This window comes from Pseudofrankia coriaricola, assembly GCF_032027725.1.
In the GTDB taxonomy this organism is placed as follows: Bacteria; Actinomycetota; Actinomycetes; order Frankiales; family Frankiaceae; genus Pseudofrankia.
In genome coordinates, this window is the sequence record NZ_JASNFO010000019.1 from 30943 (window position 1) to 56774 (window position 25832).

Here is a 25832-nt window from a genome sequence, read left to right on the forward strand (position 1 = left end):
CGCCCACACCCCGCCACCGTTCGCCATCGCCCGCGGCGCGCTCGACGCCGAGGGCGACGAGGGAGGAGACGCGGGCGAAGGCCGCCGGGGAGCGGCCGGGTGACGCGCACCCAGGTCGGCATCGTCGGCGCCGGGCCGGCCGGGCTGCTGCTCTCGCACCTGCTGCACCTGCGCGGCATCGAGTCGGTGGTGCTGGAGTCCCGGCCCCGCGGCCACGTCGAGCACCGCCAGCGGGCGGGCATGCTCGAGCAGGGCACCGTCGACGTGCTGCGGGCCGCCGGCGTCGGTGACCGGATGGACCGGGTGGGCCTGGTTCACCACGGCATCGAGCTGCGCTTCGCCGGGGAGCGCCACCGGATCGACTTCCCGTCGCTCGCGGGCGGCCGCGCCGTCATGATCTACGCCCAGACCGAGATCGTGAAGGACCTGGTCGCCCGCCGGCTCGCCGACGCCGGCCAGGTCCTCTTCGAGGCCGAGGCGCTTGTGCTCGACGGCCTCACCACGGGCACGCCGACGATCCGGTACCGACACGAGGGCCGCGAGCACACGCTGGCCTGTGACGTCATCGCCGCCTGCGACGGCTTCCACGGCCTGGGCCGGGCGACGCTCGAAGCCCTGCCCGAGGCCGGGACGCACCGGTTCGAGCGGGAGTACCCGTTCGCCTGGCTCGGCATCCTCGCCGACGTCGCCCCCAGCTGCGACGAGCTGATCTACGCCCGGCACGAGCGCGGCTTCGCGCTGCACAGCATGCGCTCGGCCACCGTCAGCCGCCTCTACCTGCAGGTCCCGCCGGACGCTGGCCTCGCCGACTGGCCGGACGACAGGATCTGGGACGAGCTGGCGGCCCGCTTCGAGGACGGCGGCGGCTGGGAGCTCACCCACGGCCCGGTGACAGAGAAGGGCATCACGCCGATGCGTAGCTTCGTCGCCGCCCCGATGCGCCACGGCCGGCTCTTCCTCGCCGGCGACGCCGCGCACATCGTCCCGCCCACCGGCGCGAAGGGGCTGAACCTGGCCGTCGCCGACGTCACGCTGCTCGCCTCCGCGCTCGCCCGCTGGCTACGCGACGGCGACGAGACCGGCATCGACGGCTACTCGGACACGGCGCTGCGGCGGGTATGGCGCGCCGAGCACTTCTCCCATCTGATGACGACGATGCTGCACGTCGACCCGGCGGCCGACCCGTTCGACCATCAACTCGCCCTGTCCCAGCTGCGCTACATCGTCAGCTCCGCCGCCGCGGCTGCGACCGTCGCGGAGAACTACGTCGGGCTCAGCGTCGTCTGAGCCCGACCAAGCCTGTCCTGACCGGGTCCCGCCTGACCGGTCCGGGTGCGCCTTCCACAGCCGCGGCATGAAGTCGTGACCGGGGCTGGCGAGGGGGTTCCGCGGTCCTTCAGACGACAGCGCTCCCCACCGGCGGCCGAGCGTGCCTCGGGCCCACTCGCGTGGACGCGAGCGGGCCGGAGGGGTGCGGGCCGGAGGGGTGGGTCAGCCCGATGTCGCCGTGTCGGCGCCGGCGTGGGCGTCGAGATGGCCGGAGGCGATCAGGGCGATCAGGAGCACGCCGAGGGCGATGCGGTAGACGACGAACGGGGCGAAGCTCTTCGTCGAGATGTAACGCAGGAACCAGGCGATCGCCGAGTAGCCGACGACGAAGGCGATCACGGTGGCAAGGATCGTCGGCCCCCAGGCCACGTCGCCGTCGGAGCCGTCCGCGACCGACTTCAGCTCGAACAGCCCGGAGGCGAGCACCGCCGGGATCGCGAGCAGGAAGGAGTAGCGGGCGGCCGCCTCCCGGGTGTAGCCGAGGAACAGGCCGCCGCTGACCGTCGCGCCCGAGCGGGACACGCCGGGTATCAACGCGAGCGACTGGGCCAGCCCGTAGATCAGGCCGTCCCGGGTGGTCAGGTCGTCGACGGTCTTGCGCCGGCGGGGGAAGGCGTGCCGGCCCTGTCTGCCCGCCTGCGCCGCGTACCAGTCGGCGGCGCCGAGGACGAGGCCGAGCACGATGAGCGTCGTCGCGATCAGCCGCAGGTCCCGGAAGGGGCCTTCGATCGAGTCCTTCAGCGTCACGCCGAGGACGGAGATCGGGATCGACCCGATGATGATCAGCCAACCCATCCGGGTTTCCTGGGTGCCGCGGTACTTCGGGTTCCTCAGGGACCGCGCCCAGCTGGAGACGATCTTCGCGATGTCCTTGCGGAAGTAGAGCAGGACCGCGGTCTCGGTGCCGATCTGGCTCACGGCCGTGAACGCCGCGCCCGGGTCCGGCCAGCCCACCAGCGCCGGCAGGATGCGCAGGTGCGCGCTGGACGAGACGGGCAGGAACTCGGTGAGCCCCTGGACCACGCCGAGGACGCCACCCTGGAACCAGTTCACGCGGCCGCCACGCGGGAGTGGCGCGCCGCGCCCGGCCGGCCGGCCTCGCGGGCGGGCGGGGTGGGGCCGTCGCCGAGGATGCCGACATGGACGGCGTCTGTGGCAAGGGCGCCGCGGCCCTCGGGCAGGCCGCCCGGAGGAGTTCCGTACCTGGTCACGACGCCTCACAGTAGCCGACGTCACCGACCGGCCGGCAGCCAGCCCACGCCCGCCCACGGCGGGCACCCCGGCCGGTCCGCTATGCCGGAGATGGGTCTACTTCCGGACCTGTTGCTCTGGCAGAGCTAGTCTGAGCCTCGACAAATCACCCAGGTGCGCCCGTCCGCGCGCGCCGTCGAGGTCGCCCCCGGAGGGGCCGGCCGCCCCGGCATCGCGCCTGGCGGCGCTGGCGGCTACCGTCGGAACCGGGCCTTCGGGCGCGGTACCGGGCCTCGCCGCCGCCGACGGGCAGTGACGGCTGGTGTCGGGTGCCTCATCGGAGGGACCTATGACTCTCGGTACGTTCAGGAAACTTGGACTGAACGGCGAGGAAACTCCGGTAGAACAGGCTTCGTGATGTGCGGACTCCTCAAGGAACCCCTCCGGGGCGAGCGGTCCACCTTCCCGCCCGTCGCCACCCCCAGCCGTCCCACCCTCCCACGCCCGCACCTCGTCCCGGCCCCGACGCCACCGCCCGCAGGCCCGGCTCCCACGCGGCCGACAGCGAACCGGCGCGGCCACACGCGGCGCCGTCTGTCCCGCTGGCGCCACTCGTCCGGGTCCCCGCGCCCCGTAGCCCCGAGCCGGCCCGACCACGGGCGGCCGACATGACCGCCTCGACCGCGCGCGGGGCCACGTCGAACGGTCGGTACCGGGTCGCCCGCGAGACCGTCCTGTCGGTCACGGCGGCCCGGGACGGACGCACCGAGGAACTCGCCGGCGAGGTCGTCGAGGCCGCGCGGCAGCTGTGGCGGGTCGTCGGCGCCGAGAAGCCGACCGCGGCCCCGGCGGTGTTCGAGAAGCTGCGGCCGCGCCACATCCAGCTGCTGCGTCTGCTCGCCAGCCAGCCGGGCATGTCGGTGCGGCAGGCCGCCGAGGCGCTGTCGATGCGCCCGCACAACCTGAGCACCCTGATCACGGACCTGGTCGGCGCCGGCCTGGTGGAGCGGCGCGGGGACCCGCACGACCGCCGCGTCGCCCGCCTCTATCTGTCCGAGACGGCCCGCGCCGAGGTCGAGGGCGTCGAGCGCGACCTGCACACCGCCGTCGTCGAGGTGCTCGCGCGCCTCACCGACGTCGACCAGGGCCGCATCCGCGCCGCCCTCCCGGCGCTCGCGCGCCTCGTGACCAGCCTCGAAAACCCGGCGCCACTCACAGGCGCCCGCTGACCCCTGCCCATAGCGAGGGGCAGCCGGACACAACCGGGCCCGGCGTGTACCCGCACTCCCGTCCATCGAGCCTCCTCGGAAAACCCCTTGAGGTCACGCCGGCTCCAAGGCATCCTTGTTCCAGGCGCTCGAACGGAGCACCAGAGCACCAGACAGCGCGACACTCAACATCACCGCGGCGAGCGACGAGCAGAGGAGGCCTGCGGCATGCGACCGACATCCACGTCCCAGCTCTCCCAGGCCGATATTCTCCGAGGTCATCGCTCATATGTGGCCACGCCCATGTGGCGCGGCGGCGAAAGCCCGGGGCGGACGTCCTGACCTGACAGGTCACTGGACTCCGACCGCCCCGGGCAGCCGCCCGCGAGGCGGTCTTCTCTTTTCCAGCCAGACAGCCATTCTTGGCCATTCCCTAGGGATGTAGCTCAAAGGTAGAGCGGCGGTCTCCAAAACCGTTCGTTGGGGGTTCGAGTCCCTCCGTCCCTGCTCGCGCGCCCTTTTCGGGAAGCGCTCGCACGATTGAAAACTCCACAGCGGACACGACATGCCAGGGCGCCATCCCTGGCACACCGGTGGCCCGAGGCGCCTCGCCTCGGGCCACCGGAACGGGACGTGGGGTAGAGGTTGCCCACCTGATTTGGGATCAGGCCCACGTCGGTTCGAATCCGGCCGTCCCGACGACGCCGTCACGCCCGAGGCTGCTATCGCGGTTATCCGGGCGCCCGGCGACACACCCCTCTAGCTCAGAGGAGAGAGCGCCCGGTCGCGACCCGGGAGGCCACAGGTTCGACTCCTGTGAGGGGTACCAGCGGGGCCACCTGCCCCGTGGCACGCGGTCGTAGCTCAGTGGCAGAGCAAGTGCCTTCCAAGTCGACCTCCCAGATCGCTTACCTCCCCGATCACGACCTCCCAGATCGGCTTCGCCGATCCGGCAGGGACCCCGTCCGCCGATCGAGCAGGGACCCTGTCGCCGATCCGGCAGGAACCCCGAGACCGGAGTTCGATTCTCCGTGACCGCTCGAGGGGCAGGGCCTGGTAACAGGACCGGCTCCCCTGATTTGTCGGGGACCCAGGGCAATCGGCCGGTCAGGGCCGGAGGCCGATATCCGGGACCCCCACAGTGCCTCCGTAGCTCAGCTGGCAGAGCGGCCGCCTCGTAAGCGGCAGGTCGGCGGTTCGAATCCGCCCGGCGGCTCCCGGCCCGGACGAGACGCAAAAGTACTCTTTTTCGCGTCTCCCACGGACCTCGCGGTGGCATGGCGCGCCCTTGTGGCACAGCGGTAGTGCGTCCCCCTGGTACGGGGAAGGCCGGCGGTTCGAATCCGCCCTTGGGCTCGGTTTTTCGTGTGGGCGTGGTGCAGTTGGCAGCACATCACCTTGCCATGGTGAAGGTCGCCGGTTCGAACCCGGCCGTCCACTCCAGGGGTCTGTAGCTGAGAGGGATCAGCGCCCGCCTGAAGAGCGGGAGAGGAAGGCTCGATACCTTCCGGGCCCACGCGGTACACACGATGAGGTGTCGGCCAATGGCAGGCCGCCGGGCTCTGGACCCGGAAATATAGGTTCGAGTCCTCTCACCTCAGCCTTTTCACATCCGCTCCGCACGGTCGTCTAGCTCATCAGGTCAGAGCATCCGCCTGATACGCGGAAGGCGCGAGGTTCAAGTCCTCGGGCGACCACTGGAACTACTTTCCGACGCGTCGCGGCCCGCGGCGCCCCTGCATCCGCTCGCTACCGGCAGGCAGGGTTAAGGGCTAGGTACCAGCCCACGGGCCACCATGCCGCTCCAGCCCAGCGGGCAGAAGCACCGCGCCGCGATCGCGGCCATCGGCCGGACGAGACGCGACAATGTCCTTTCTTCGCGCCTCCGGAGGCCTCGATGCGAAAGGGCAGGTTCGACTCGTCCGAGCGGCACCATGCTCCGTTGGAGTAAGAAGGTCAACTCGCCGGACTCTCAATCCGGAGACTGCGGGTTCAAGTCCCGCACGGAGCACTGGGCCGCGCCCGCGGCCCTTCTGGAAGATGAAGTCACCGTTGGGGTGGCCACCGTCCCGAAAACGGATGGGCGGCGCAAGCCGTTGGGGTTCGAGTCCTCCGTCTTCCGCGCTACCCGGCCGGGTAGCCCGCCTGATGGCGGCCACGGACCGGGCACGCGGCATCAAGAAAGGCTGTGCCGCCCGTGTAGCTCAGTCGGCAGAGCGGCCGCCTCTTAAGCGGCATGGCGGAGGTTCGAGGCCTTCCACGGGCACGGCGGGGTAGAGGAGTTCGGCCGTCCTCACGGGGCTCATAATCCCGGAATCGTGGGTTCGAATCCCACCCCCGCTACCAGTGGCATGCGGTTCAGTCGGCGGCACATCTCCCCGCTGAGAGGAGGTCCGATCAAAGGAGGCACGACGGTGTTCGTCCGTCGCGTCTCCGGAGGCCGTCCGACGGCACTCGGGGCTCCCGCCACGCCAACTGTTCGGATATCAAGGGGTCTTAGCTCATTAGGCAGAGCGTCTCCTTCGCACGGAGAAGGTGCGGGGTTCGAATCCCCGAGGCTCCACTCGGCGCATGGTGACCGATGCCGAAGCGGTCGAGGCACCAGGTTGTGATCCTGGCCACGAGAGGGTTCGAGTCCCTCCGGTCACACCATTTCTCGGGGCTGTAGCTCAGCGGGAGAGCGGCGGTCTGGCAGACCGTAGGTCGGGAGTTCGAGTCTCCCCAGTTCCACGGTTCCACGATGCTGGTGTCGCCTAGCGGCCAGGGCACCTCCTTGTCAGGGAGGACATCGGGGGTTCGAGTCCCCTCACCAGCGCGACGCCCGGGTAGCTCAGCAGGGAGAGCGGCTGCCTTACAAGCAGAAGGTCGGGGGTTCGAACCCCTCCCTGGGCACGCGCGCCGGCCAGGACGGCCAGGCGCGACCGACCGCGCATAGTTCAAAGGAGAGAACGCAGCCCTCCGACGGCTGAGGTTGTAGGTTCGATTCCTACTGCGCGGACTGCACGGACGACAACCGGGGCATTCCCCCGGTGGCCACGCGGGACGCAGATGTCTCTGTGGCATCTCGCTGGCGCTGGGCACTGGTGAGCCCAACGGCCTGTAAAGCCGCCGCTTCGGCTGTGGGAGTTCAAATCTCTCCGCCAGCACCGAACACTCGGACACATACCGCCGCCGTCACCACCATCGGCGGCGCGCGCCGGATCCATGCCCACGTAGCCCAACTGGAAGAGGCGTCCGGTTCAGAGCCGGAATGTTGGGGGTTCGATTCCCTCCGTGGGTACCAGTCACCGAACAATGGAGGGTTGCCCGAGTCCGGTAAGGGACGCGCCCGCTAAGCGCAGGTCGGGTTCTGCCCGCGGAGGTTCGAATCCTCCACCCTCCGCCGCATCCGTCCCCTGGCTCGACGGAACCGACGACGCCGCCGACGCTCCGGCGCTCCGGCGCTCGCGGTTTCCATCGTCACCCGACGCCGTCACCTGACGCGCCGGACCGCCGGCCTCGTGTCCGCTGTGGATGGTGCGTGTCACCAGGCCGTTGCCTTCGAGCTCTCGGAGCCGGTCGGTGAGCGTTTTCGGGCGGCGGCTGGTCCGGTCTCCGGTCGCCGATGCCGGGCTGGTCGCGGTACGAACGGACCCGGCCTTGACGGACAACGGAGACCCCGGAGCCGTGCCCGCCGGTGTCCGCCTGGACGGCACGCTTGGCCCGATCGCGCCCAAACGCCGGATCGGTCGGCTCGGCTCCGGTCTCGGTCCTCCCCCGTCACGACGTGTCGCGGGGTCCTCGCATGGTGCGCGCGAGGACCCCGCGATCGTTCTCTCAGCTGCCCAGATCTCTCAGCCGCCCAGCTGCGGGTCACTCACCGATGGCTTGCCGTCCTCGAGGTGCCCGGCGAAGCCGCGCACCCAGGTCGTGCCGGGCGCGGACACCGTGATGTCGTACCAGCCACCGGTGCCCTTGGTGTCGACGGTGACGTTCTTCGAGCCGGCGCCGCGCGCGGCGTGGCTGTCGTACGCGTTGCGCACGTCGACGGTGACACCCTTCGGCACGTCGACTCCCTCCGTGGGTACCAGCAGCCGCAGACGATGTCCAGGTCACCTCGTTACGGGGAGGAGACAAGCCGAACGCGCAATGGGTTAAAGCCGAAGAGTTCCGTCAGCAACGTCTCCGTGTCTGGGTTCGCGCTGCGAAGCCGGGCTATGACAAGGGAATCGGCCAGCTCCTCCAGGGCGGCATCGATGACGTCGAGGTCTGCGCGATCCAACGTGGGGACTTTGCGGGCCAGCCGTCGCAGTTCGGCATCGACGACGCTACGGCTGCGATATTGCACTCGGTCGACGAGACCCGACGAGGGCTCCTCGGACCGGAGAGCAACGACCTGCGGGTCAGTGGGCATGGCTCGCGTCTTCGAAGGGTGTGCTGACGCCGTCGTAGACGAGCCGCAGCATCATGCCCTGGTTCGCATGGGGCAGGTTGTGGCAGTGGTTCATCCAGATCCCGGGGTTGGTGGCCTGGAACGCCACCTCCCAGACCTCACCCGGCCTGACGTCAAAGGTGTCCGCCCACACCGGGCTGCCGGAGGAGGGGGTCCCGTCCCTGGAGAGGATCAGCACGGTGTGGCCGTGCAGGTGCCAGGGGTGAGTCTCGAGGCTCCGGTTGACCACGGTGAACCGGACGAGGTCTCCCTCGCGGACGAGCTGGTCGGGGATCGACGGATGTCCGCGGCCGTTGACGGTGTGGGCATAGGTCGGGTGGCCGTCGATCATGGCCACACCTCGGTCCAGGACGATCGTGAAGTGCCGGTCGGCTTTGTCGGCGTCGAACGGCACGGCCGCGGGGGCGCCGTAGTGCAGCAGGTCGAGCTCCGGCCAGCCGGAGGTGTCCGGCACGGCGGGGTCGTCCCCTGCGTGGTCAGCCGGGCGCAGCAGTACGCCGACGTCGTGGTCGTGGTCGAGTACGAGCGCCACCGGTGTGTCCGGCATGTCGAAGACCACGTCGTACCGTCCGCCCGCGGGTAGGCGTAGCCCGACCTCACGCACCTCGTCTGGTTGATTGAGATCGCGGCCGTCGGCGGCCGCCACCCGAAACGTTGTGCCGGCCAGCGCGAACCAGTGGGGATCCGAGTCGGTGTTGATCAGTCGCAGCCGCACTGGCGCACCGGGGCGGGCCGTGTGGTCGGTGCGCCTGTCCTGGTCCCCGATCACCACGGTGTCGTCGAAGGTGTGCACGGGCAGGGTCAGGTCCAGCTCCCGTTCCTCCCCCTGCCGTCCCTCTCGCGGTCTCACGACGAGGGACCCGTACAGCCCCTTGCGCACGCTGGGGTGCGATGCCTGGTGTGTGTGGTACCAGTAGGTCCCCACCTGGTCGGCACGGAACCGGTAGATGAAGTCGTCGCCCGGTGTCACCGCGTGCTGTGTGGCGCCCGGCGCGCCGTCCTCACCACATGGCACGTCGTAGCCGTGCCAATGCAGGGTGACGCCGTCCTCGATGTCGGTGTTGCGAAGCGTTACCTCGATCAGGTCACCTTCTGTCGCGGTGATTGCCGGACCGGGCACCTGGCCGCTGTAGGTCCACGCGTCGATGTCGCGTCCAGACGCGAGGCCTACCGTGGCGGTCTTGGCGGTGAGTGTGTGTCGCCGTCTGGTGCCGCCCGGGGCCGGTACGTCGGGGCCTCGCAGGTCCGCCACCGAGACCGTTGCCCGGGACCCGGAGGCACGTCCCGGCCCACCTCCGGTGACCGCGGCCTCGGGAGCCCTGAACAGCAGGCCGACACCGGCCGTCCCTGCTCCTACCACGGCCACTCCACTGGCCACGCCAATGAACCCACGGCGGGAGAGTCCCGAGCGACGTCGCGCTGCCGGTGCTCGCGTGCTGTCCGAGGAATCGGCATCGGTGCGCTCCACGGCCGGTGTCGCGACCACTTGCGCGGTCAGTAGAGCGCCGGCGCAGACGGGCGAGACGGCGATCAGCGCGGCGCTCCAGGTCAGGGGGTATCCGGCGAGGAAGGTCACCACCAGGCCGGCCAGCGCGGCGTATCCGACGGTGAGCAGCGAGACAAGGCTGCTTGCCGGCAGGCCCTCGCCCGGCGTCCGTCTCGCCGCGAGCAACCGGGGCCCGGCGATGAGCACGGCGGCCAGTCCCGCGGCTCCGAGCATGGGAAGCCCCAGCAGTACCTTCTCCTGCACGAACCACCAGCCCCGACCGGACAGCGTCGCCACGGTGGCCAGTCGGGCAAGCGTCGCCAGGACAGCCCCGATGAGGAGGCCGAACGCGAGCCGATAGCGCCTAAGCGCCACCGTGACACCGGTCCCGAACCAAGTGGTGACACCCAGCAGTGCTACGACATGGTCCAGAAGGATCCACTGGACCGTGGTCATGACGCTGTGCGAGTCGAGCCTGCCGCTGGCCCGGCAGCCGGAGCGTCGTCGCCCGCACCGGCCCGGGTGGTGGGCGCCGCGGGCGTCGACAGCCCTCGCGCCTGCCGGAGGATGGTGCCGACCACGGCGATGATGACCAGCCCGTTGACCGCGTGCAGGCCGAACACGAGCTGACCAGCGGCCGTGGTGTCTCCCGTGTCCCCGAACGCCTTGGCGATGGCCGCGATCACGGGCTGCAAGATCCCAAGTCCCGCGACCAGACCGGACAGGCCGATGAGCCGGCCGGGCATCCGGACCAGCGCGGCGAACACCGTCAACACCGCGGCGAAGAGAACGATCCCGTACCCCAGGGCACGGTGGGGTTGGAATGACTCATCGTTGGGTGCGGTGTCGAACGCGCCGCTGGCGGCCAGGAAGAACTGCGCTACGACGGCGAGCAGCAACAACGCCGCCAGTCCGGCGAAAACTTTACGCATGGGAGAGCCCCTTCAGGTTGGTACGCATCCGGCCTCGGCAACGAGACGGTGGTGGCGAAGTCGCCGCCGAACGCCGACGAGAGCCCGATGGCGATGCCGAGGGCCAGCACCCAGGCGAGTAGCACGAAGCCCCGTCGGCGAAATGCGACGCTCGCCAGCCTGCACAGTGGTCCGGCCGTGACGCGGAACGCGTGACGCGGCGATCGTTGAGCGACGACACGTCGATCGTGGATGCCTCCGTCGGTGGTTGCACGGAAGCGATCGTCGCACCGACGATGTTGGGGAGTCCTCCGTCAACGGATGGCGACGTCTACGCGCTCCGACGTAGATATCTCGCCCTGACCGCGCTCCTCGTCGTAGATGCCCGCGGGTCTGACGGGGAGTCGCGTCCGTCGTCGCCTGGGTATCTATGATTGCGATATGCATGACCGCGCCGTGTCGTTCCGTCTGCCCGCGCTGGCACAGGACCTGATCCTCGCGCTCTTCATCACTGTGATGCAGGTCCAGGGAACCCTCCGCCGGGTAGCGACGGAACCTGAATCGGTGCTGCGCCCACTTACCGACCTCGGACACCTGGGTTATGTTCTGTTGATCGTCAGCGGCACCGTCGTGGCCGTGCGCCGCCGCTGGCCGGTAGCGGTGTTCGTCACGGTCGCGCTCGCCAGCCTGGCGTACTACACCCTCGACTTTCCCGACGGTCCGGGTTGGATCGGGCTCTTCGTCGCCATCTACACGCTCACCGCCCTCGGCGACGGGCGCCGGTCTCTGTTGACGGCCAGCGTGGGGATCACGGCGTTGGCCGCCTGTTGGCTGATTGCCGCAGCCGATATCGAACCTCGTGCCGCGATGGGATGGGTGTTCTTCAGGATCGGGGCGAGCATTATGAGCGCTGCCCTGGGCGAGTCGGTCCGATCCCGACGGGTCATCGCGGCCGAAGCATTGGAGCGAGCTGAATTGGCCGAACGGACCCGGGAGGAAGAAGCGCGTGCCCGAGTCGACGCCGAGAGACTCCGGATCGCCCGAGAAGTCCACGACACCGTCGCTCACGCCATCGCAATCATCAACGTCCAGGCCGGTGTCACCGCGCACGTGCTCGACAAGCGGCCGGAACGGGCACGCGAGACGCTGGAAGCCATCGAGCAGACGAGCTCCCGGGCGTTGTGGGAGATGCGGGCCATCCTCGGGGTGCTGCGGGATTCCAACGAGGGACGGGCGCCGCACCCCGGTCTCGGGCAGATCGACGAACTCACCGCGAAGGCGCGCGATGCCGGACTCGATATCAGCCTCGAGGCGACGTCGCCACCGTCGCCACCGTCGAGCGCGGTGAGCGGCGCCGCCTACCGCATCCTGCAGGAGTCGATCACCAACGTGATCCGCCACGTCGGCCCGACCCGGGTGACGGTGGCGCTGGACTACGGGATCGATACCTTGGAGGTCCGCGTGACCAATGGGGCTGGTCGTCACGATGCAGCTGACGGCCGCATAGGCCTGCACGCGGGCCTGCACGCGACAACCGCGGCCAGCAACGGCACCGCCAACCCGGCCGAGCCCGGCCGCGGCATCCTCGGAATGCGCGAACGCTGTCAGCTCCTCGGCGGCGACCTGGCCGCCGCGGCCCTGCCTGACGGCGGATTCGAGGTCAAGGCACGGCTGCCCCTAGCACCTACTGGAACGGCGCATCTATGAGCACAGCAAACGCGTCACCCGGCAGTGCTCCGATCAAGGTGCTGCTCGCCGATGATGAGTGGCTGGTGCGCTCCGGGTTCAAGGTTCTGCTCGACGTCGAGGACGATATCGAGGTGGTGGGAGAGGCCACCACCGGGGCCGAAGCCGTGGAACGGGCCCGTGCCACACGACCGGACGTCGTACTCATGGACATCCGGATGCCCAAGGTGGACGGGATCCAGGCCACCAGCCAGATCGCCCGGACCGTCGGGCTGCAGCGGGTCCGCGTGCTGATCCTGACCACCTACGAAACCGATGAGTACGTCTTCGAGGCACTACAAGCCGGCGCGTCCGGCTTCCTGCTCAAGGACGCCGGGCCGGCCGAGCTCCTGCATGCCATCCGTGTCGTCGCCGCTGGAGAGGCGTTGCTGGCGCCGCGGATCACCCGCCGCCTCATTGCCCAGTTCACCGTGGCACGGACCGCCTACAAGGCCAGCGAGGACCGACTGGCGGTGCTGACGCCACGTGAGCGTGAAGTACTGGCTCTGGTGGGTCAGGGCCTGAACAACGACGAGATCGGTACCGTGCTCTTCCTCAGCCCTGCCACCGCCCGCACCCACGTCAGTCACGCGATGGGAAAGCTGGGCGCCCGCGACCGTGCGCAACTGGTTGTCATCGCCTACCAGACGGGATTGGTGAGCCCCCAGCAACACGGTTAGCAGCGCGTGGGTGATCCTCGCGGGACTCCGTCCTGCCGCTCCGGCCGTTCATGCCTCCGTGGGAAACCGTCCAGGCTTGCGCGCATCTCGGTGAGCGCCGGTCGGGTTCGGCTGCGGGCCTCCCCCGTCGGGGGGGGGGGGGGGGGGGGGGGCGGGGGGGGGGCCCCCCCCCCCCGCGACGTCGCGTCAGCCGCCCAGCTGCGGGTCGCTCACCGACGGCTTGCCGTCCTCGAGGTGCCCGGCGAAGACACGCACCCACGGCGTGCCGGGAACGGACACGGTGATGTCATACCAGCCACCGCTGCCCCTGGTGTCGATCGTGACCTTCTTCGAGCCGGTTCCGTGCGTGCCCTGCTTGTCGTACGCACTGCGCACGTCGACGGTGACGCCCTTCGGCGCGTCGATCGACACCTGCAGGGAAGACGACTTGCCCGAGCGGCGCACCGAGACGGAGGCCTTGTCCGCGCCGGCCTTGCCGGCGTAACGCCGGAAGAAGCCGTTGGGGCCGTGGACGTGGATGTCGTAGTTCCCGCTGACCAGCCACTTCGCCGTGAGCTTGTCGCCCGCGCCGACGGTGTAGCTGTACGGCGCCCCGGCGGGGGCGAGCAGGCGGGCCTGGAAGTGGGCGCCGAGCGCGCCGTCGTTGTCGAACTCGACGGCGATCGTGGCGGCGCCCGCCTTCGACGTCTCCTCGGCGGAGAGTTCGTACGGCGTCGGCCGGGCCGGCCGCTGGCCGCGCTCCTGCCGCGGCATCGCGCCGGTCGCAGGCACGGCCGGGTAGTAGGTGGGGTGCCGGTCGTGGTCACGCGGGGCCCACGAGCTGGTGTCGGGGAGCTTCGGCGGGTTCGCCTTCTCCTTCGAGAAGTCGAAGGCCGAGGTGAGGTCGCCGCAGATCGCGCGGCGCCACGGCGTGATGTTTGGCTCCTTGACGCCGAACCGCCGCTCCATGAGCCGGATGATCGACGTGTGGTCGAATGTCTCCGAGGCCACCCAGCCGCCGGTGCTCCAGGGTGAGACGGCGTACATCGGGACCCGTGGCCCGAGGCCGAAGTGGCCGTTGCCGAGCGGGCCGCGGTAGACCTCGTTCGTCGTCGGCACGGTGCTCGCGCCCGGGATCAGCTCGCTGTTCACGTGCGGCGGGACGAGGTGGTCGAAGAAGCCGTCGTTCTCGTCGTACGTGATGAGCAGGATCGTCTTGCTCCACACGTCGGGGTTGCTGGTGAGCGCGTCGAGGACCTTGGCGATGTACCAGGCGCCGTAGTTGGACGGCCAGTTCGAGTGCTCGCTGAAGGCCTCGGGCGCGGTGACATAGCTGATGCTGGGGAGCCGGTTGGCCTTGACGTCGGCGCGCAGCAACTCGAAGTAGCCCTGGCCCGCCGAGGCCTTGGTGCCGCGGCGCGCCTTCTCGTAGAGCGGGCTGCCGGGCTGTGCGTTGCGGTAGGTGTTGAAGTAGAGCAGCGAGGTGTCGCCGTAGTTGCCGATGTAGGGGTCGCTGGTCCAGCCCCAGGAACCCGCGGCGTCGAGGCCGGTCCCCTCGTCCTGGTAGACCTTCCAGCTGACGTGGGCGGCCTCGAGGCGCTCCGGGTAGGTCTTCCAGTCGTAGCCGAGCTCGTCGTTGTAGAGGACCGGGCCGCCGCCCTTGCCATCGTTGCCGGTCCAGCCGGTCCACATGTAGTAGCGGTTCGGGTCGGTGTTGCCGACGAACGAGCAGTAGTAGGCGTCGCAGACGGTGAAGGCGTCCGCGAGCGCGTAGTGGAAGGCCGCGTCCTGGCGCTGCAGGTAGGCCATGGTGGCCGTGCCCTTGGCGGGCACCCACTGGTCGTACACGCCGTTGTTGAGCGCCTGGTGACCGTCACTCCAGGCGTGCGGGAGACCGGTGAGGAAGGCCGCGCCGAGGTCGGCGGCGTCCGGATGGAACGGGAGCAGCTCGCCCGTGCCGCCCGGCTGGTTCCAGACCGGCTTGCCGCTCGGGAGGACCGCGGGGTGCGGCTCGCCGAAGCCGCGGACGCCGCGCAGCGCGCCGAAGTAGTGATCGAAGGACCGGTTCTCCTGCATCAGGACGACGATGTGCTCGACGTCCTTGATGGTTCCGGTCCGGCGGTTCGCGGGGATCGCGGCGGCGCGCGCGATGCTCTGGTCGAGCGTGACCAGAGCGGCCGCTCCGCCGGCCAGGCTCAGGAACCTGCGGCGATCGATGTCGACCACGGATGCTCCTTGTCGAGGTTTGGGGGCCCCAGACTGGCGCGCCCCCCTCCACAACCGGCATCCGAGAGATGACGAACAAACGAAGAGCTGAGGTGCATCCGCCGTGGACCGGGGTGCGCTGACAGCCCCGGTCCGCGCTGGTCCTGGCACCAACGACCAGGTGTCCGCCTGGTCAGGCGGGCGGATTGTCGGCGATATGGTTGGCGGCGACGTAGCCGAAGGTCATCGCCGGGCCGATCGTCGCCCCCGAGCCGGTGTAGCTGTGGCCCATCACGGCGGCGCTGGAGTTGCCCGCGGCATAGAGGCCCGGTATGACCGACCCGTTCGTCCGGAGCACCCGGGCCGACGCGTCGGTCACAATGCCGCCCTTGGTGCCGAGGTCACCTGGCACGATCTTGAATGCGTAGAACGGCGGCAGCCACAGCGCGGCCAGGCAGGAGTTCGGGACCACGCCGGGATCGGTGTAGTAGTGATCGTAGGCGCTGTTGCCGCGGCCGAAGTCGGTGTCCCGTCCCCGCAGCGCGAAGCCGTTGAACCGGCTGACCGTGCTCGCCAGCGCGGAACCAGGGACGCCGATCTTGGCGGCGAGGCCCTGGATCGTCGAGGCCTTGAACACCGCGCCGCTGTTGTACCAGGAGTCCGGGAACGGCAGCAGCGGCGCCACGTCTCTGAACAGGTAGCGGTTCCGGTAGTTCTGGTCGACGATCATCCAGGCCGGGATACACGGCGAGGCCGCGTTGCGTTCGTACATCACGTGGACGACGTCGCCGTACGGCGCCGCCTCGTTGACGAACCGCTGCCCGGCCTGGTTGACGATGATCGAACCTGGCAGCGTCCGCTCGGCCAGGCAGAAGTAGGCCTGGTCGGGCAGGGGGATCGCCGGCCCCCACCAGGAGTCGTCCATCAGCGCCAGCGCGGCGCCGATCTCCTCCCCTGCCTCGATGCCGTCACCGGTGTTCTCCCGGGCGCCGACCGTCCAGCTCGTGCCTATCGGCTGCGCCTGGAACTCGCCGCGCATGCTGGCGTTGTGCTCGAAGCCGCCGGCCGCGACGACCACGCCACGGTGTGCACGGATCGTGGTGTTGGTCCCGCTCAGCGTGGCGACCGCACCGACCACCCGCCCGCCTTCCACGGCCAGGTCCACGAGCGGGGTGTTCAGCAGCACCGGGACGTTCGCCGCCGCCAGACCCGCCCGCAGCCCGCCGGCCAGCGCCTGGCCCATGGTGAGCGGCACCTGGCCGGCCAGTAACGCGGCGACTCCCCTGGCGGCGGCCTCGGCCGCGACCGCGGCTCCACGCGCGTTCACGGCCGCGATGTTGAGCCACTTGTAGTCGGCACTGTAGATAACCAGGCCGGCCGGCACCGGAATGTACGACGGACTGAGCCGGGCGAGCTCCGCGCCCAGCACCTTGCCGTCGAACATGGCCGGTTCAAGGGACCGGCCGTTCGGCATCCCGCCGGACAGCTCCGGGTAGTAGTCGGAATACCCTTCCATCCAGCGGAAACGCAGCGGGCTGTTGTTGAGGACGAACGAGATCATCGCCGGGCCGTTACCGAGGAAGGCGCTCTGCCGGGCGGCGGGTACGTCGCCGCCGACCACCGCCGCCAGATAGGCCGCCGCCTTCGCCGGAGTGTCGGGCACCCCGGCCGCCAGAATCACCTGGTTGTTCGGGATCCAGATCCCGGCGCCCGACCGGGCCGCCGAACCACCGAAGGTCGGCGCCTTCTCGATGACGACAGTACTGAGGCCGCGCTTCGCGGCCCGCAGCGCCGCCGTCATCCCGGCGGCGCCGCAGCCGACGACCACGACGTCGTACTCGGTGGCGGCGAACGCGGGAGTCGCGAGGCCACTGAACAGGCCGGTGCTTAGCAGGCCGCCGGCCAGGGCCGCGCCGCGCAGCGCCGTGCGGCGGCTGAGGCCGGCGTGCTGGGCGGGGCGGCGAGCGTTCTGGGGCGACGGTAAGTCGGGATCCGAAACGGCGTCCATCGACAGGTCCCTTCGGCGTCGGCGAAGTCTGCGCCGGTACCTGGTGTGGGCACGGCTTCGCGCGGGTGAGCAAGCAGAAATGACAGCTGCGCACAGGACGTGGGGAGCGAGCGGAACCGCCATGCGGAGAGTGGAAGGACCCTGACTTCCGATCGCGGAAACCAAGCATGCGCTTGCTTGTTTACGTTGTCAACGCCGGATAGCGTTCGAAGTGTCGCTCACCGCGATCGCCGTTTCCCCACCGACAGGACCACCCCGATGACCAGCTCGGCGCCCGTCGACCGACATCGGGGCAGGCGGTGCCGACGCGCTGTCGGCGCGGGCGACGGCGGGCGACGGGCCACCGCGAGGACCGGTGGTCGGCCGAGACCCGTCGAACTGCGCCATCGTGACGACGTCACCGCAGGTCAGGACCCGCCACCGAGCGAAAAACCTGACGATGCATCAGATTGGCGCTAGATTCGCCGCCTAACCGGATATTCGGTTCACCGCCGATGCTCGGAGGCGACATGTCAGAACTCCGCCGCTCGACCGGCCGAACCCAGCCCGCGGGCTGGGCTGGGCGGCTGTTACGCCCGTCCACGACCAGATCCGAGCCGTCCTTACGGCCCACGCCACGGGCACGCCGCCTGGCGGCGGTCTCGCTGGCGACCGCGGCCACGCTGCTCGTCGCCGTCGGCTGCTCGCGCGACACCGCGGGCGATGACTTGGCCCCGGCGTCGTCCGCCTCCCCCGCGAGCACCGCGGCGGCGATCGCGCCGTCGAAGAAGTTCACGCTCCCGGCACCGGTGAAGCTGGTCGCGCTGATCGGCGACAAGACGAACTCCAAGGACCCGAACGCGATCAACGACTTCAACGACGGCGCCCGGCTGGCCGTCGAGGACATCAACGCGGTTGGCGGGATCGGCGGGCACCCGGTCGAGTTCGCCGCGGTCGACACCTCCCCCACCGGGCAGGACGTCGACAACTCGTTCAACCTGGCGCTGGAGCAGAAGCCGACCGCGCTGCTCGGCCCGGTGTCGTCGACGACGGCGCTGGCGCTGCTCGCCCGGATCAACCAGGCCGGCGTCCCGATCCTGCAGAACTCCACCGACGGGCGCCTGGCCACCGACGGGCCGAGCGGCAGCCCGTGGATGTTCGGCACCCGGCCCCGCAACGACACCTCCGCCCAGCGGGCCACCGAGTTCGCGACCTCGGTGCTGGGCGCGAAGAAGCTCGGCCTGCTGCGGGTCGACACCGCGTTCGGCCAGCAGGGCGAGACCGGGGTGAAGGCGGGCCTCGCCGGCACCCCGCTGGTGTCGGACAAGAGCTTCGCCTACAACGCCACCGACCTCACCGGCGAGGTGTCCTCGATGGCGCAGGCCGGTGCGCAGGCCGTCATCGACTGGGGCACACCGAACACGCTGGCGCTGACCGTGAAGACGTTCGCCCAGCAGGGCCTGCGCGACGTCCCGCACATCGGTCCTGGCAGCGTCGGCTTCTCGTCGTTCGCGACGGGTGTGGGCGACCCGGCGCTGCTGGACAACGTCTACGGCGCCGTCGACTGCAATCCGCAGGACGACCCGAGCCGGCCGCAGGTGGGCGCCTGGTTCGACCGTTTCAAGGCGAAGTACGGCTACACGCCGTCGTACGGGTCCGCCGAGCTCTACGATTCGGTGCTCATCCTGCGCGAGGTGATCGAGAAGGCCGGCTCCGCCGACCCGGCGGCGATCCGTGACGGCCTGAAGTCGCTGTCCGGCTTCGCCGGCATCTGTAGCGCGAGCTACGCCAACAAGGACGGCTTCCTGATCAGCCAGGTCGTGATGGGCCGTTACCAGAACGGCGTCTTCAAGACCCAGAAGGTCTACGCGGACTGATCCGGCGCCCGCGGGCACGGGCGGGCACTGCCCTGTTTGTGTCCTCGCCGGCCGGCGGCGCGCCCGGCCCGCCAGCGGGGCGACGCCGCCGGCCGGCGCCCCACCCCCGACCAGGCGCGATCGCGGCCGGCCGGCCATCGGCGGGTAGTGAGCCGCCCCGGGGCGAACGTGACCGAAGCAGGACGAGGCGGAGAAGAACGCCGAGGGAGAAAGGGAGAGGCGGCGACGGTGAGCGGGTTCGTCACGGCTGTCGCGAGTGCGCTGACGCAGGGGTCCGTCATCGCGCTGATCGCGCTCGGCTTCCTGTTGATCTACCGGGCAACCGGGGTCGTCAACTTCGCCCAGGGTGACCTGGTCACCCTGGGCGCCTACATCTCCTACTGGGCGTACCACGACCTGGAGCTGACGCTGCTGTCCAGTTGGCTGATCGCCGTCGTGGCCATGTTCGTGATCGGCATCGTCCTGGAACGGTTCGCCTACGCGCCGATCCGGCACCGCTCGGAGCACACGGTGGTCATCGCGACCCTCGGCGCCGCGCTGGTCATCCGCGCGACGATCGCGATCTGGCAGGACACCAGTCCCAAGTTCGCCCCAGACCCGTTCCACGGCGACGTCTGGCAGCTCGCCGGTGCCCGCGTCCCGTACCAGAACCTGCTGGTCATCGCGACGACGGTCGTGGTCGTCACGGCGATCCTGCTGCTCGTCGGCCACACGCCGTTCGGCCGTTCGGTGCGGGCGCTGGCCGCCGACCGGGCGGCGGCCTCGCTCGTCGGCGTGCGGGTCACGCGCACCTCGATGCTCGCCTTCGGCCTGTCGGCCGCGCTCGCGGGCCTTGCCGGGGTGCTCGTCGCCCCGACGCAGGCGCTGACCGTCGATCTCGGCTTCGGCCCGATGCTGTTCGCGTTCGCCGCGGCCGTGCTCGTCGGGCTCGGCCGGATCGGGGCGGTGCTGCTCGGCGCGGTCGCGATCGGGTTCGCCCAGTACGTCGTCGGCCGTTACGTCGCCCCCGACTACCGGGAGGCCTACCCCTTCGTCCTGATGCTCGCGGTGCTGGCGATCCGGCCTCGCGGCCTGTTCGGAGAGCAGGTGGGCCGCCGTGTCTGAGCCGACCACCGCGTCCGCGGCCGCGAGCCCGGCCACCGCCGCCGTATCCGGGGCCGCCGCCCCGGACGCCGCCACCACGGCCGAGGCCGCCGCGTCCGGGGGTGCCGCGTCCGGGGGTGCCGCGTCCGGGGGTGCCGGCTTCACCGGGGTCGCCGGTACCACGGCCGAGGCCATCGCCTCTGGGGGTGCCGGCTCCGCCGGGGCCGGCGGCGGGCTGCCGGTGCCGTACCGACAGCACCAGCTGGCCATCGTCGCCGCGGTCATCGCCGCGACCACCCTCGCCGGGGCGCTGACCCGTGGGCAGTACGGCTACGGCCTGCTCGGCGCCTGGTGCGTGCTGGCCGTCTCGACGCTCGGCTTCTACCTGGTCTTCGGCCTGTCCGGCCAGTTCGCGTTCTCGCAGGCCGCGTTCATGGCGATCGGCGGGTACACGTCGGTGGCCGTGGCGATCCACGCCGGGTTCCTCGCGGGCCTCGGCGCCGCCGTCGTCGTGTCCGCTCTGGTCGCCGCCGCGCTGGCGCTGCTGATCAGCCGCACGGAGAAGTTCGCCTACGCGATCGCGACGCTCGCCATCGGCTACCTGGTCACCGTCGTCTTCCGTCAGTGGTCGGCGGTCGGCGGCCAGGGCGGTGAGCGGCTCAACATCGCCCGGCCGAAGGTCTTCGGCCACACGTTCGCGACCGACGGGCAGCTCCTGCCGCTGCTGGTCGCGGCGCTCGCGATCGCGCTCGTCATCGTCGCGCTGGTGGAACGCTCGCCGCTGCGGCGCGAGGCGATCGCGGTACGGGACAACCCGGTCGTCGCGACGATGTCCGGGGTGTCGGTCGCGCGGCGACGGGTGCTGCTGTTCACCGCCGGCTCCGCGTTCGCCGGAGCGGCCGGCGCGCTGCTCGCGCACCGGTCGGCGGCGATCTTCCCGGAGACGTTCTCGCTGCAGCTGGCGATCAACCTCTTCCTGGCGCTGCTGTTCGGCGGGATGGGGTCGATGTGGGGGCCGCTGGTCGGTGCCCTGTTCGTCGTCCAGGTCCCGGAGCGGCTCCGCTTCGTCGGCCGTTACCAGGACCTCGTCTACGGCGCGCTGCTCGTCGTCATCATCATCGCCGTGCCCGACGGTCTCATCGGGGTGGCCGGCCGGCTCACCCAGGCGGCGCGCGCCCATGCCCGCCGCCGCGGCCGCGGCGGCGCCACGACCCGCGCTCTCGACGTGGCGACGGACGGCCCGGCGGACCCGCCAGACCCGGCGGACTCGATGGACCCGGCGGACTCGGTGGGCCCGGCGGACTCGGTGGGCCCGGTGGGCCCGGCGGGCCCGGCGAACTCGACGGACCCAGCCGACCCGGCGGACCTGACGGGACCTGCCCAGCCGTCCGGGCCGCCACCGGTCCCGGCTCCCACCGCCGCCGCCCGGGATCAGGCACCGGTCGCGGCCGCGCTGGCGGCCCGGGACGTCGATGTCCGGTTCGGCGGGGTGCGGGCCGTCGCCGGGGCCGGGCTCGAGGTGCGGCCGGGGGAGATCGTCGGGCTCGTCGGGCCGAACGGCTCCGGCAAGTCGACCCTGCTCAACGCCCTGACCGGGCTCGTCCCGGCGGCCGGCGGACTGTCGGTCGGCGGCGAGCCGGTCGCCTGGCGAAGCCCGGACCGGGTCCGCGCGGCCGGGGTCGGGCGCACCTTCCAGACCCCGCAGGTCGTCGACGGCCTGACCTGCGTGGAGAACGTTATGCTCGCGGTCGCGGACCGGCGCCTGTGCGGCCTCGGGAGCGCGCTCACCCGCCGCCTCGCGATGCTGCGGGCCGAGCGGGCCCGCGCCGGACAGGCCAGGGCGGCCCTGGCCCGGGTGGGCCTCGCGGCACTCGCGGACACGCCGGCCGACCAGCTCGCCTACGGCTGGCGACGGCGACTGGAGCTCGCCCGGGTGCTCGTGGCCGAGCCCCGGGTGGTGCTGCTGGACGAGCCGGCCGCCGGGCTGAACGAGGCGGAGACGGCGTGGCTGGCCGGCCTGCTGCGGGAGCTGCGCGCCGCCGGGGTCGCGCTGGTCGTCGTCGAGCACAAGCTCGCCCTGCTCGGCGAGGTCTGCGACCGCCTCGTCGTCCTGCGGCTCGGCGAGGTCGTCGCCGACGGCGACCCCGCCACCGTCTGGGCGGACGACCGGGTCGTCGAGGCATATCTCGGCCGCGCGGCGCCCGTCCGGCGGGCCGGCCCGGCCACACCGGGAACAGGGAGCGCCCATGCTGCGAGTTGAGGGGCTCACCGTCCACCACGGCCCGGTCGCCGCCGTCGTCGGCCTTGATCTCGAGGTCCGTCCCGGTGAGGCCGTGGCACTGCTGGGCGCGAACGGCGCCGGCAAGACCTCGACGCTGGCCGCGATCTCCCGGCTGGTGGCGGCGACCAGCGGGACGGTCCGCCTCGACGGCCGGCCGCTCGGCCGCCGCGGCGCCGACCAGGTCGCCCGCCTCGGCCTGCTGCACGTCCCCGAGGGGCGGCGGGTGTTCTCGACGCTGACCGTGCACGAGAACCTGCTGGTCGCGGGCAGCGCCAGGGGCCGCCGCGGCGGCGGGCGGCGGGCCGGGCGGGCGCTGCTCGACGAGGTCTACGACCTGTTCCCGATGCTCGCCGCGCTGCGCGACCGGCCCGGCTGGGCGCTGTCCGGCGGCGAGGCGCAGATGGTCGCGATCGGCCGGGCGCTGATGGGCATGCCCCGGGTGCTGCTGCTCGACGAGCCGTCGCTGGGCCTGGCCCCCACGGTCGTCGACGCGGTCTACGCGGCGCTCGCCCGGATCCGGGAGCGCGTGCCGCTGCTGCTCGTCGAGCAGGACTCCGCCCGGGCCTTCGAGCTGTGCGACCGGGCCTACGTCCTGCGTTCCGGCCGGCTCGCGCTCGCCGGCACCGCCGCCGGCCTGCGCGGCACCCCCAAGCTCGTCGCCGCCTACCTCACCTGAGCGAACCCACCGGGCCGACGCCTCAGGCCCCTCCTTTCCGCTTTGTGCATACCCAGTCCGCGATCAGTACGGCTTCCCGGTCGCCAGGCGCCCGAAGATCGCTGACTGGGTATGCGGATCGGACCTCCGCTCCGACCGGCGAGGACCTGCCGGGCCTGCCGGGCCTGCCGGGTTCCGTCCTCAGGAGCGGACGAGTCCCTCCTGCCTGCTGGCCGCGTCCCGGGTGGCCGGGATGACCGGTCCCGGCAGCTTCCTCTGCAACTGCTCGACCATCCCCAGGACGCGGGTGAGACGCAGCGAGGAGATCCGCCACTGACCGTCATCGCACTTCCGGTACTCCTCGTGGTAGTGCCCGTAGCCGTCCAGCTCGAGATCCCCCTCCGGGCTGACGAACTTCACGTAGTCGTACATCGCCCAGATCCCGCGGGCCTTGCCGGGACCTACGACCTCGATCTCCGGCATATGGCCGTGGTGAACAGTGACCGCGGCCCCGATCGCCCGGCGGATGAAGGCGATGAATTCGTCGCGGCTGTTGAACTCCTCCTCGGGGACGTCGCCGAGCCATCCACAGAAGTCATCGGTGAAGACGTCGGCCCACTCGTCCCATTTCTTCTCGTCCGCGAGTCTCAGGTAACGGGCCTTGAGCTGCTTGATCTGCTCGATCTCGCCGAGTGTATGGATGTCCATGGTTTCTCCCGCTGTAATCGGTAACGATTGATGGTCGGGACCATACGGCACGGCCTCGTCGACGGTCGGCTCGCCCGGGGCACGGGCCGGCACGGCGGTCGCGCGGGTCGACTGTGAACAGTCATACAGCCGGGCCGCATTTGCCACGGCTGCCCGCCCGGGCCGGCTGTGATCAGGTACCGGCCGCAAAGACCCTCGCCGGCCCGCTCGTCGGGGTGGCCGGCGCCGAGCGCGCCAGGGCGACCGGTCGAAGCGACTACCGGAAGAGGTCCCGATCTCCGTCAGGCGACCGGAACCACGGCGTGACGACCGGTAGTGAGAACGGGACACCGTTACCCGACGGCGTCCCGCGCTCTTATCGCGAACCGATCTCGCTGGAGCTGCTCGGCAGCCACGGTAGCCGTTGCCGTAGGCGCTCGCCAGACCGGCCGGTGCATTGCTCGAAGAAGCGTGTCGTTCGGTCGCCGGTGGCTGTCGGGCAGGTATACAGAGGCGTTCGGCCGCACGCGGGCAGCCCCATATCAGGCGGCATCCCGTCGGCGGGCGCCGAATTCCTGCCCGCCAAGTCACCCATCATCCGACCACGGCCGCGGGCATCGGCACGGACACGGGCACGGTGTCACACACTGGCCGGAGACCACAAACATGCGCTATTCCGCTCCTATGGTGCGGCAGACGTCGCGACAGAGACCGGTCGGAATCCGAAACCGTGGCAGGAACGAGCGGGGCGTCGCCTCTGCTGAGCGCGTTCGACTGATCCCGCTATAGAGTCGTCGGGGTGCGAGTATTGGTAACCGGAGCCACGGGCAAGGTCGGCGGCGCCGTGGCAAGGGCCGCGTTGGCGGCCGGTCACGAGGTGCGCGCGCTCGTCCGGGATGTCGCCCGGGCCAGCACGGCGTTTCCTCCCGGGATCGAGCTGGTTTCCGGGGACGTCCTGGACCCGCCCGCGCTGGCGGAGGCCTGCGCCGACCGCGAGCTCGTGTACAACGCCATGGGCGTGCCCGAACAGTGGCTGGCGGATCCCGCGCTGTTCGACCGGGTCAACGTCCAGGGATCGGCGAACCTCGCCCAGGCGGCCGCCGCGGCCAAGGTGGCCCGCATGGTGCACACCAGCACGATCAACGTGTTCGACGCGCCGCGGGATGGCCTCTTCGACGAGACGAACCTCGCGGTCAAGGACAAGGGAACGCCCTATCAGCGTTCGAAGCAGCGGGCCGAAAAGGCGGTGCTCGCGGCATCCGGCCACATGGAGGTCGTCTTCGCCAATTCTGCGACGGTCTACGGGCTGGGCCCGACCGGGTACGCCTCCTTGGAGACCCAGATGTTCCGCCCGGTACTCCGCGGGTTGCTCCCCGCCGTCCCCCCTGGTGGGTTCGGAGTGGTGTTCACCGAAGGACTGGCGCAAGGGCACCTTCTTGCCGCCGAATACGGACGGCCCGGTGAACGGTATATCTTCTGCGATGAGCACGCGACCGTCGCGCGCCTCACGCGGACCGTGGTCGAGGTCGCCGGCCGGGGCCGAGCACCGGTCGCCACCATCCCCGCACCGGTCATGACGGTGATGGCCGCGGCGGGTGAGGCTGTCGCCAGGATCACCCGCAGGCCGCCGCCGATCGCCCACTGCCAGCTCCAGTACCTGCTGTGGAACGCCACGCCCGACTCGTCCAAGGCGCAGAAGGAGCTCGGCTGGCTTCCCACCCCGCTGGCGGAGGGCATTCGCCGGACCATCGTCGAGACCGGCCTCTGAGTTCACCACCGCGGAGGCACCCCCCGCTCCCGCGCTCCCCCGTTCCCGCATTTCTCGAGGTCGCCTTGCTCAGGTGTGGGTCAGCTCGTCCGTTTCAGGACGCGGCATCACCAAATCCACCGGGCCGCCAGCGGGAACTCGCGCCGACGGCAGCACCTGCCTGTCCCGCCCGTATCGCGCATGCATTCCGGAATACGACCCGGGTCGGCCGTGATAAAGCACGGTCGACACAACGGCGGCAAGATATTCACAAGCTCCGCGGATCGCCCGTCGAACGGATTTTCCCACCGTTCCTCCAGACCAGCCTGAAGCACGAGCGGACATCTTCTTCCGGCAGGTTATCCGCCT

At 70.7% G+C, this 25832-nt stretch carries 18 protein-coding genes and 21 tRNA genes; 30 read left to right on the plus strand and 9 right to left on the minus strand.

What is annotated here, in order from left to right; genetic code table 11:
• The first annotated feature begins 99 nt into the window (after window positions 1-99).
• Window positions 100-1287, plus strand: coding sequence for a 4-hydroxybenzoate 3-monooxygenase (locus tag QOZ89_RS11600; RefSeq protein ID WP_071046618.1), 1188 nt, complete (start codon window positions 100-102; stop codon window positions 1285-1287).
• Window positions 1288-1491: 204 nt separating this feature from the next.
• Here the strand turns inward: QOZ89_RS11600 and QOZ89_RS11605 are convergent, their stop codons facing one another.
• Complete coding sequence (locus QOZ89_RS11605) at window positions 1492-2382, minus strand: undecaprenyl-diphosphate phosphatase (RefSeq protein WP_312623748.1); 891 nt, start codon at window positions 2380-2382, stop codon at window positions 1492-1494.
• Entirely contained in the window at window positions 2379-2540 is a 162-nt protein-coding gene (locus tag QOZ89_RS11610; protein WP_157910420.1) for a hypothetical protein, read from the minus strand. Before QOZ89_RS11610 ends, QOZ89_RS11605 begins: the two co-directional genes overlap by 4 nt.
• A 648-nt stretch (window positions 2541-3188) precedes the next feature.
• Here QOZ89_RS11610 and QOZ89_RS11615 point away from each other — a divergent pair.
• The 22 genes from QOZ89_RS11615 to QOZ89_RS11720 all read left to right on the plus strand — a co-directional run bounded on the left by QOZ89_RS11615 (window position 3189) and on the right by QOZ89_RS11720 (window position 7110).
• Window positions 3189-3749 carry a MarR family winged helix-turn-helix transcriptional regulator gene (locus QOZ89_RS11615; RefSeq protein WP_083418075.1) on the plus strand — a complete coding sequence of 187 codons (561 nt, stop codon included), beginning with the start codon at window positions 3189-3191 and terminating at the stop codon, window positions 3747-3749.
• Between the two features lie 414 nt (window positions 3750-4163).
• A tRNA-Trp gene (locus QOZ89_RS11620) sits at window positions 4164-4235 on the plus strand.
• Between the two features lie 120 nt (window positions 4236-4355).
• Window positions 4356-4427, plus strand: a tRNA-Pro gene (locus QOZ89_RS11625).
• A gap of 54 nt (window positions 4428-4481) precedes the next feature.
• Window positions 4482-4557: transfer RNA gene (locus QOZ89_RS11630), tRNA-Arg, on the plus strand.
• A gap of 314 nt (window positions 4558-4871) precedes the next feature.
• Window positions 4872-4944, plus strand: a tRNA-Thr gene (locus QOZ89_RS11635).
• A gap of 68 nt (window positions 4945-5012) precedes the next feature.
• Window positions 5013-5084, plus strand: a tRNA-Thr gene (locus QOZ89_RS11640).
• A gap of 11 nt (window positions 5085-5095) precedes the next feature.
• A tRNA-Gly gene (locus tag QOZ89_RS11645) sits at window positions 5096-5171 on the plus strand.
• A 1-nt stretch (window position 5172) separates the two neighbouring features.
• Window positions 5173-5244, plus strand: a tRNA-Phe gene (locus QOZ89_RS11650).
• Between the two features lie 14 nt (window positions 5245-5258).
• Window positions 5259-5329: transfer RNA gene (locus tag QOZ89_RS11655), tRNA-Gln, on the plus strand.
• Between the two features lie 22 nt (window positions 5330-5351).
• Window positions 5352-5425 (plus strand) — tRNA-Ile (locus QOZ89_RS11660).
• 239 nt (window positions 5426-5664) lie between these two features.
• Window positions 5665-5739 (plus strand) — tRNA-Glu (locus QOZ89_RS11665).
• A gap of 182 nt (window positions 5740-5921) precedes the next feature.
• Window positions 5922-5994 (plus strand) — tRNA-Lys (locus QOZ89_RS11670).
• Between the two features lies 1 nt (window position 5995).
• Window positions 5996-6074 (plus strand) — tRNA-Met (locus tag QOZ89_RS11675).
• 144 nt (window positions 6075-6218) lie between these two features.
• Window positions 6219-6291: transfer RNA gene (locus QOZ89_RS11680), tRNA-Ala, on the plus strand.
• Between the two features lie 11 nt (window positions 6292-6302).
• Window positions 6303-6380: transfer RNA gene (locus QOZ89_RS11685), tRNA-His, on the plus strand.
• 6 nt (window positions 6381-6386) lie between these two features.
• Window positions 6387-6458: transfer RNA gene (locus QOZ89_RS11690), tRNA-Ala, on the plus strand.
• Between the two features lie 12 nt (window positions 6459-6470).
• A tRNA-Asp gene (locus QOZ89_RS11695) sits at window positions 6471-6543 on the plus strand.
• Window positions 6544-6547: 4 nt separating this feature from the next.
• Window positions 6548-6620 (plus strand) — tRNA-Val (locus QOZ89_RS11700).
• Window positions 6621-6653: 33 nt separating this feature from the next.
• Window positions 6654-6726: transfer RNA gene (locus QOZ89_RS11705), tRNA-Arg, on the plus strand.
• Between the two features lie 68 nt (window positions 6727-6794).
• A tRNA-Tyr gene (locus tag QOZ89_RS11710) sits at window positions 6795-6874 on the plus strand.
• 60 nt (window positions 6875-6934) lie between these two features.
• Window positions 6935-7011 (plus strand) — tRNA-Leu (locus QOZ89_RS11715).
• 13 nt (window positions 7012-7024) lie between these two features.
• Window positions 7025-7110 (plus strand) — tRNA-Ser (locus QOZ89_RS11720).
• Window positions 7111-7561: 451 nt separating this feature from the next.
• On the opposite strand, the gene QOZ89_RS11725 is transcribed toward QOZ89_RS11720, so the two are convergent.
• The 4 genes from QOZ89_RS11725 to QOZ89_RS11740 are packed head-to-tail and all read right to left on the minus strand — an operon-like array spanning window position 7562 to window position 10578.
• On the minus strand, window positions 7562-7774 hold the full coding sequence (locus tag QOZ89_RS11725; protein ID WP_071046619.1) for a phospholipase domain-containing protein: 213 nt from the start codon (window positions 7772-7774) through the stop codon (window positions 7562-7564).
• A 53-nt stretch (window positions 7775-7827) separates the two neighbouring features.
• Window positions 7828-8121 carry a hypothetical protein gene (locus QOZ89_RS11730; RefSeq protein WP_071046620.1) on the minus strand — a complete coding sequence of 98 codons (294 nt, stop codon included), beginning with the start codon at window positions 8119-8121 and terminating at the stop codon, window positions 7828-7830.
• Window positions 8111-10102, minus strand: coding sequence for a multicopper oxidase family protein (locus QOZ89_RS11735; RefSeq protein ID WP_071046621.1), 1992 nt, complete (start codon window positions 10100-10102; stop codon window positions 8111-8113). Before QOZ89_RS11735 ends, QOZ89_RS11730 begins: the two co-directional genes overlap by 11 nt.
• The gene (locus tag QOZ89_RS11740) at window positions 10099-10578 is read right to left on the minus strand and encodes a DUF6220 domain-containing protein (protein WP_312623750.1); all 480 of its coding nucleotides are present in this window, start codon (window positions 10576-10578) and stop codon (window positions 10099-10101) included. Before QOZ89_RS11740 ends, QOZ89_RS11735 begins: the two co-directional genes overlap by 4 nt.
• A gap of 420 nt (window positions 10579-10998) precedes the next feature.
• On the opposite strand from QOZ89_RS11740, the gene QOZ89_RS11745 reads away from it, so the two are divergent.
• Window positions 10999-12264 carry a sensor histidine kinase gene (locus QOZ89_RS11745; protein ID WP_071046623.1) on the plus strand — a complete coding sequence of 422 codons (1266 nt, stop codon included), beginning with the start codon at window positions 10999-11001 and terminating at the stop codon, window positions 12262-12264.
• Window positions 12261-12962, plus strand: coding sequence for a response regulator transcription factor (locus QOZ89_RS11750; RefSeq protein WP_071046624.1), 702 nt, complete (start codon window positions 12261-12263; stop codon window positions 12960-12962). Before QOZ89_RS11745 ends, QOZ89_RS11750 begins: the two co-directional genes overlap by 4 nt.
• 186 nt (window positions 12963-13148) lie before the next feature.
• Here the strand turns inward: QOZ89_RS11750 and QOZ89_RS11755 are convergent, their stop codons facing one another.
• Together QOZ89_RS11755 and kstD are read right to left on the minus strand one after the other, a co-directional pair.
• Window positions 13149-15167, minus strand: a complete 2019-nt coding sequence (locus tag QOZ89_RS11755) for a phosphocholine-specific phospholipase C (RefSeq protein ID WP_312623751.1) — start codon at window positions 15165-15167, stop codon at window positions 13149-13151.
• Between the two features lie 172 nt (window positions 15168-15339).
• Complete coding sequence (gene kstD, locus QOZ89_RS11760) at window positions 15340-17154, minus strand: 3-oxosteroid 1-dehydrogenase (RefSeq protein WP_312623753.1); 1815 nt, start codon at window positions 17152-17154, stop codon at window positions 15340-15342.
• A 509-nt stretch (window positions 17155-17663) separates the two neighbouring features.
• On the opposite strand from kstD, the gene QOZ89_RS11765 reads away from it, so the two are divergent.
• From QOZ89_RS11765 to QOZ89_RS11780, 4 genes are all read left to right on the plus strand, one after another.
• The gene (locus QOZ89_RS11765; RefSeq protein WP_157910421.1) at window positions 17664-19010 is read left to right on the plus strand and encodes an ABC transporter substrate-binding protein; all 1347 of its coding nucleotides are present in this window, start codon (window positions 17664-17666) and stop codon (window positions 19008-19010) included.
• A gap of 228 nt (window positions 19011-19238) precedes the next feature.
• Complete coding sequence (locus QOZ89_RS11770) at window positions 19239-20114, plus strand: branched-chain amino acid ABC transporter permease (RefSeq protein WP_071046627.1); 876 nt, start codon at window positions 19239-19241, stop codon at window positions 20112-20114.
• Complete coding sequence (locus tag QOZ89_RS11775; RefSeq protein ID WP_312623754.1) at window positions 20107-22353, plus strand: branched-chain amino acid ABC transporter ATP-binding protein/permease; 2247 nt, start codon at window positions 20107-20109, stop codon at window positions 22351-22353. Before QOZ89_RS11770 ends, QOZ89_RS11775 begins: the two co-directional genes overlap by 8 nt.
• Window positions 22340-23050, plus strand: coding sequence for an ABC transporter ATP-binding protein (locus tag QOZ89_RS11780; protein ID WP_071046629.1), 711 nt, complete (start codon window positions 22340-22342; stop codon window positions 23048-23050). Before QOZ89_RS11775 ends, QOZ89_RS11780 begins: the two co-directional genes overlap by 14 nt.
• Window positions 23051-23230: 180 nt before the next feature.
• On the opposite strand, the gene QOZ89_RS11785 is transcribed toward QOZ89_RS11780, so the two are convergent.
• The gene (locus tag QOZ89_RS11785) at window positions 23231-23737 is read right to left on the minus strand and encodes a nuclear transport factor 2 family protein (RefSeq protein ID WP_083418077.1); all 507 of its coding nucleotides are present in this window, start codon (window positions 23735-23737) and stop codon (window positions 23231-23233) included.
• A 778-nt stretch (window positions 23738-24515) separates the two neighbouring features.
• Here QOZ89_RS11785 and QOZ89_RS11790 point away from each other — a divergent pair.
• Window positions 24516-25484 carry an NAD-dependent epimerase/dehydratase family protein gene (locus QOZ89_RS11790; protein ID WP_312623755.1) on the plus strand — a complete coding sequence of 323 codons (969 nt, stop codon included), beginning with the start codon at window positions 24516-24518 and terminating at the stop codon, window positions 25482-25484.
• The last annotated feature ends 348 nt before the right edge of the window (window positions 25485-25832 follow it).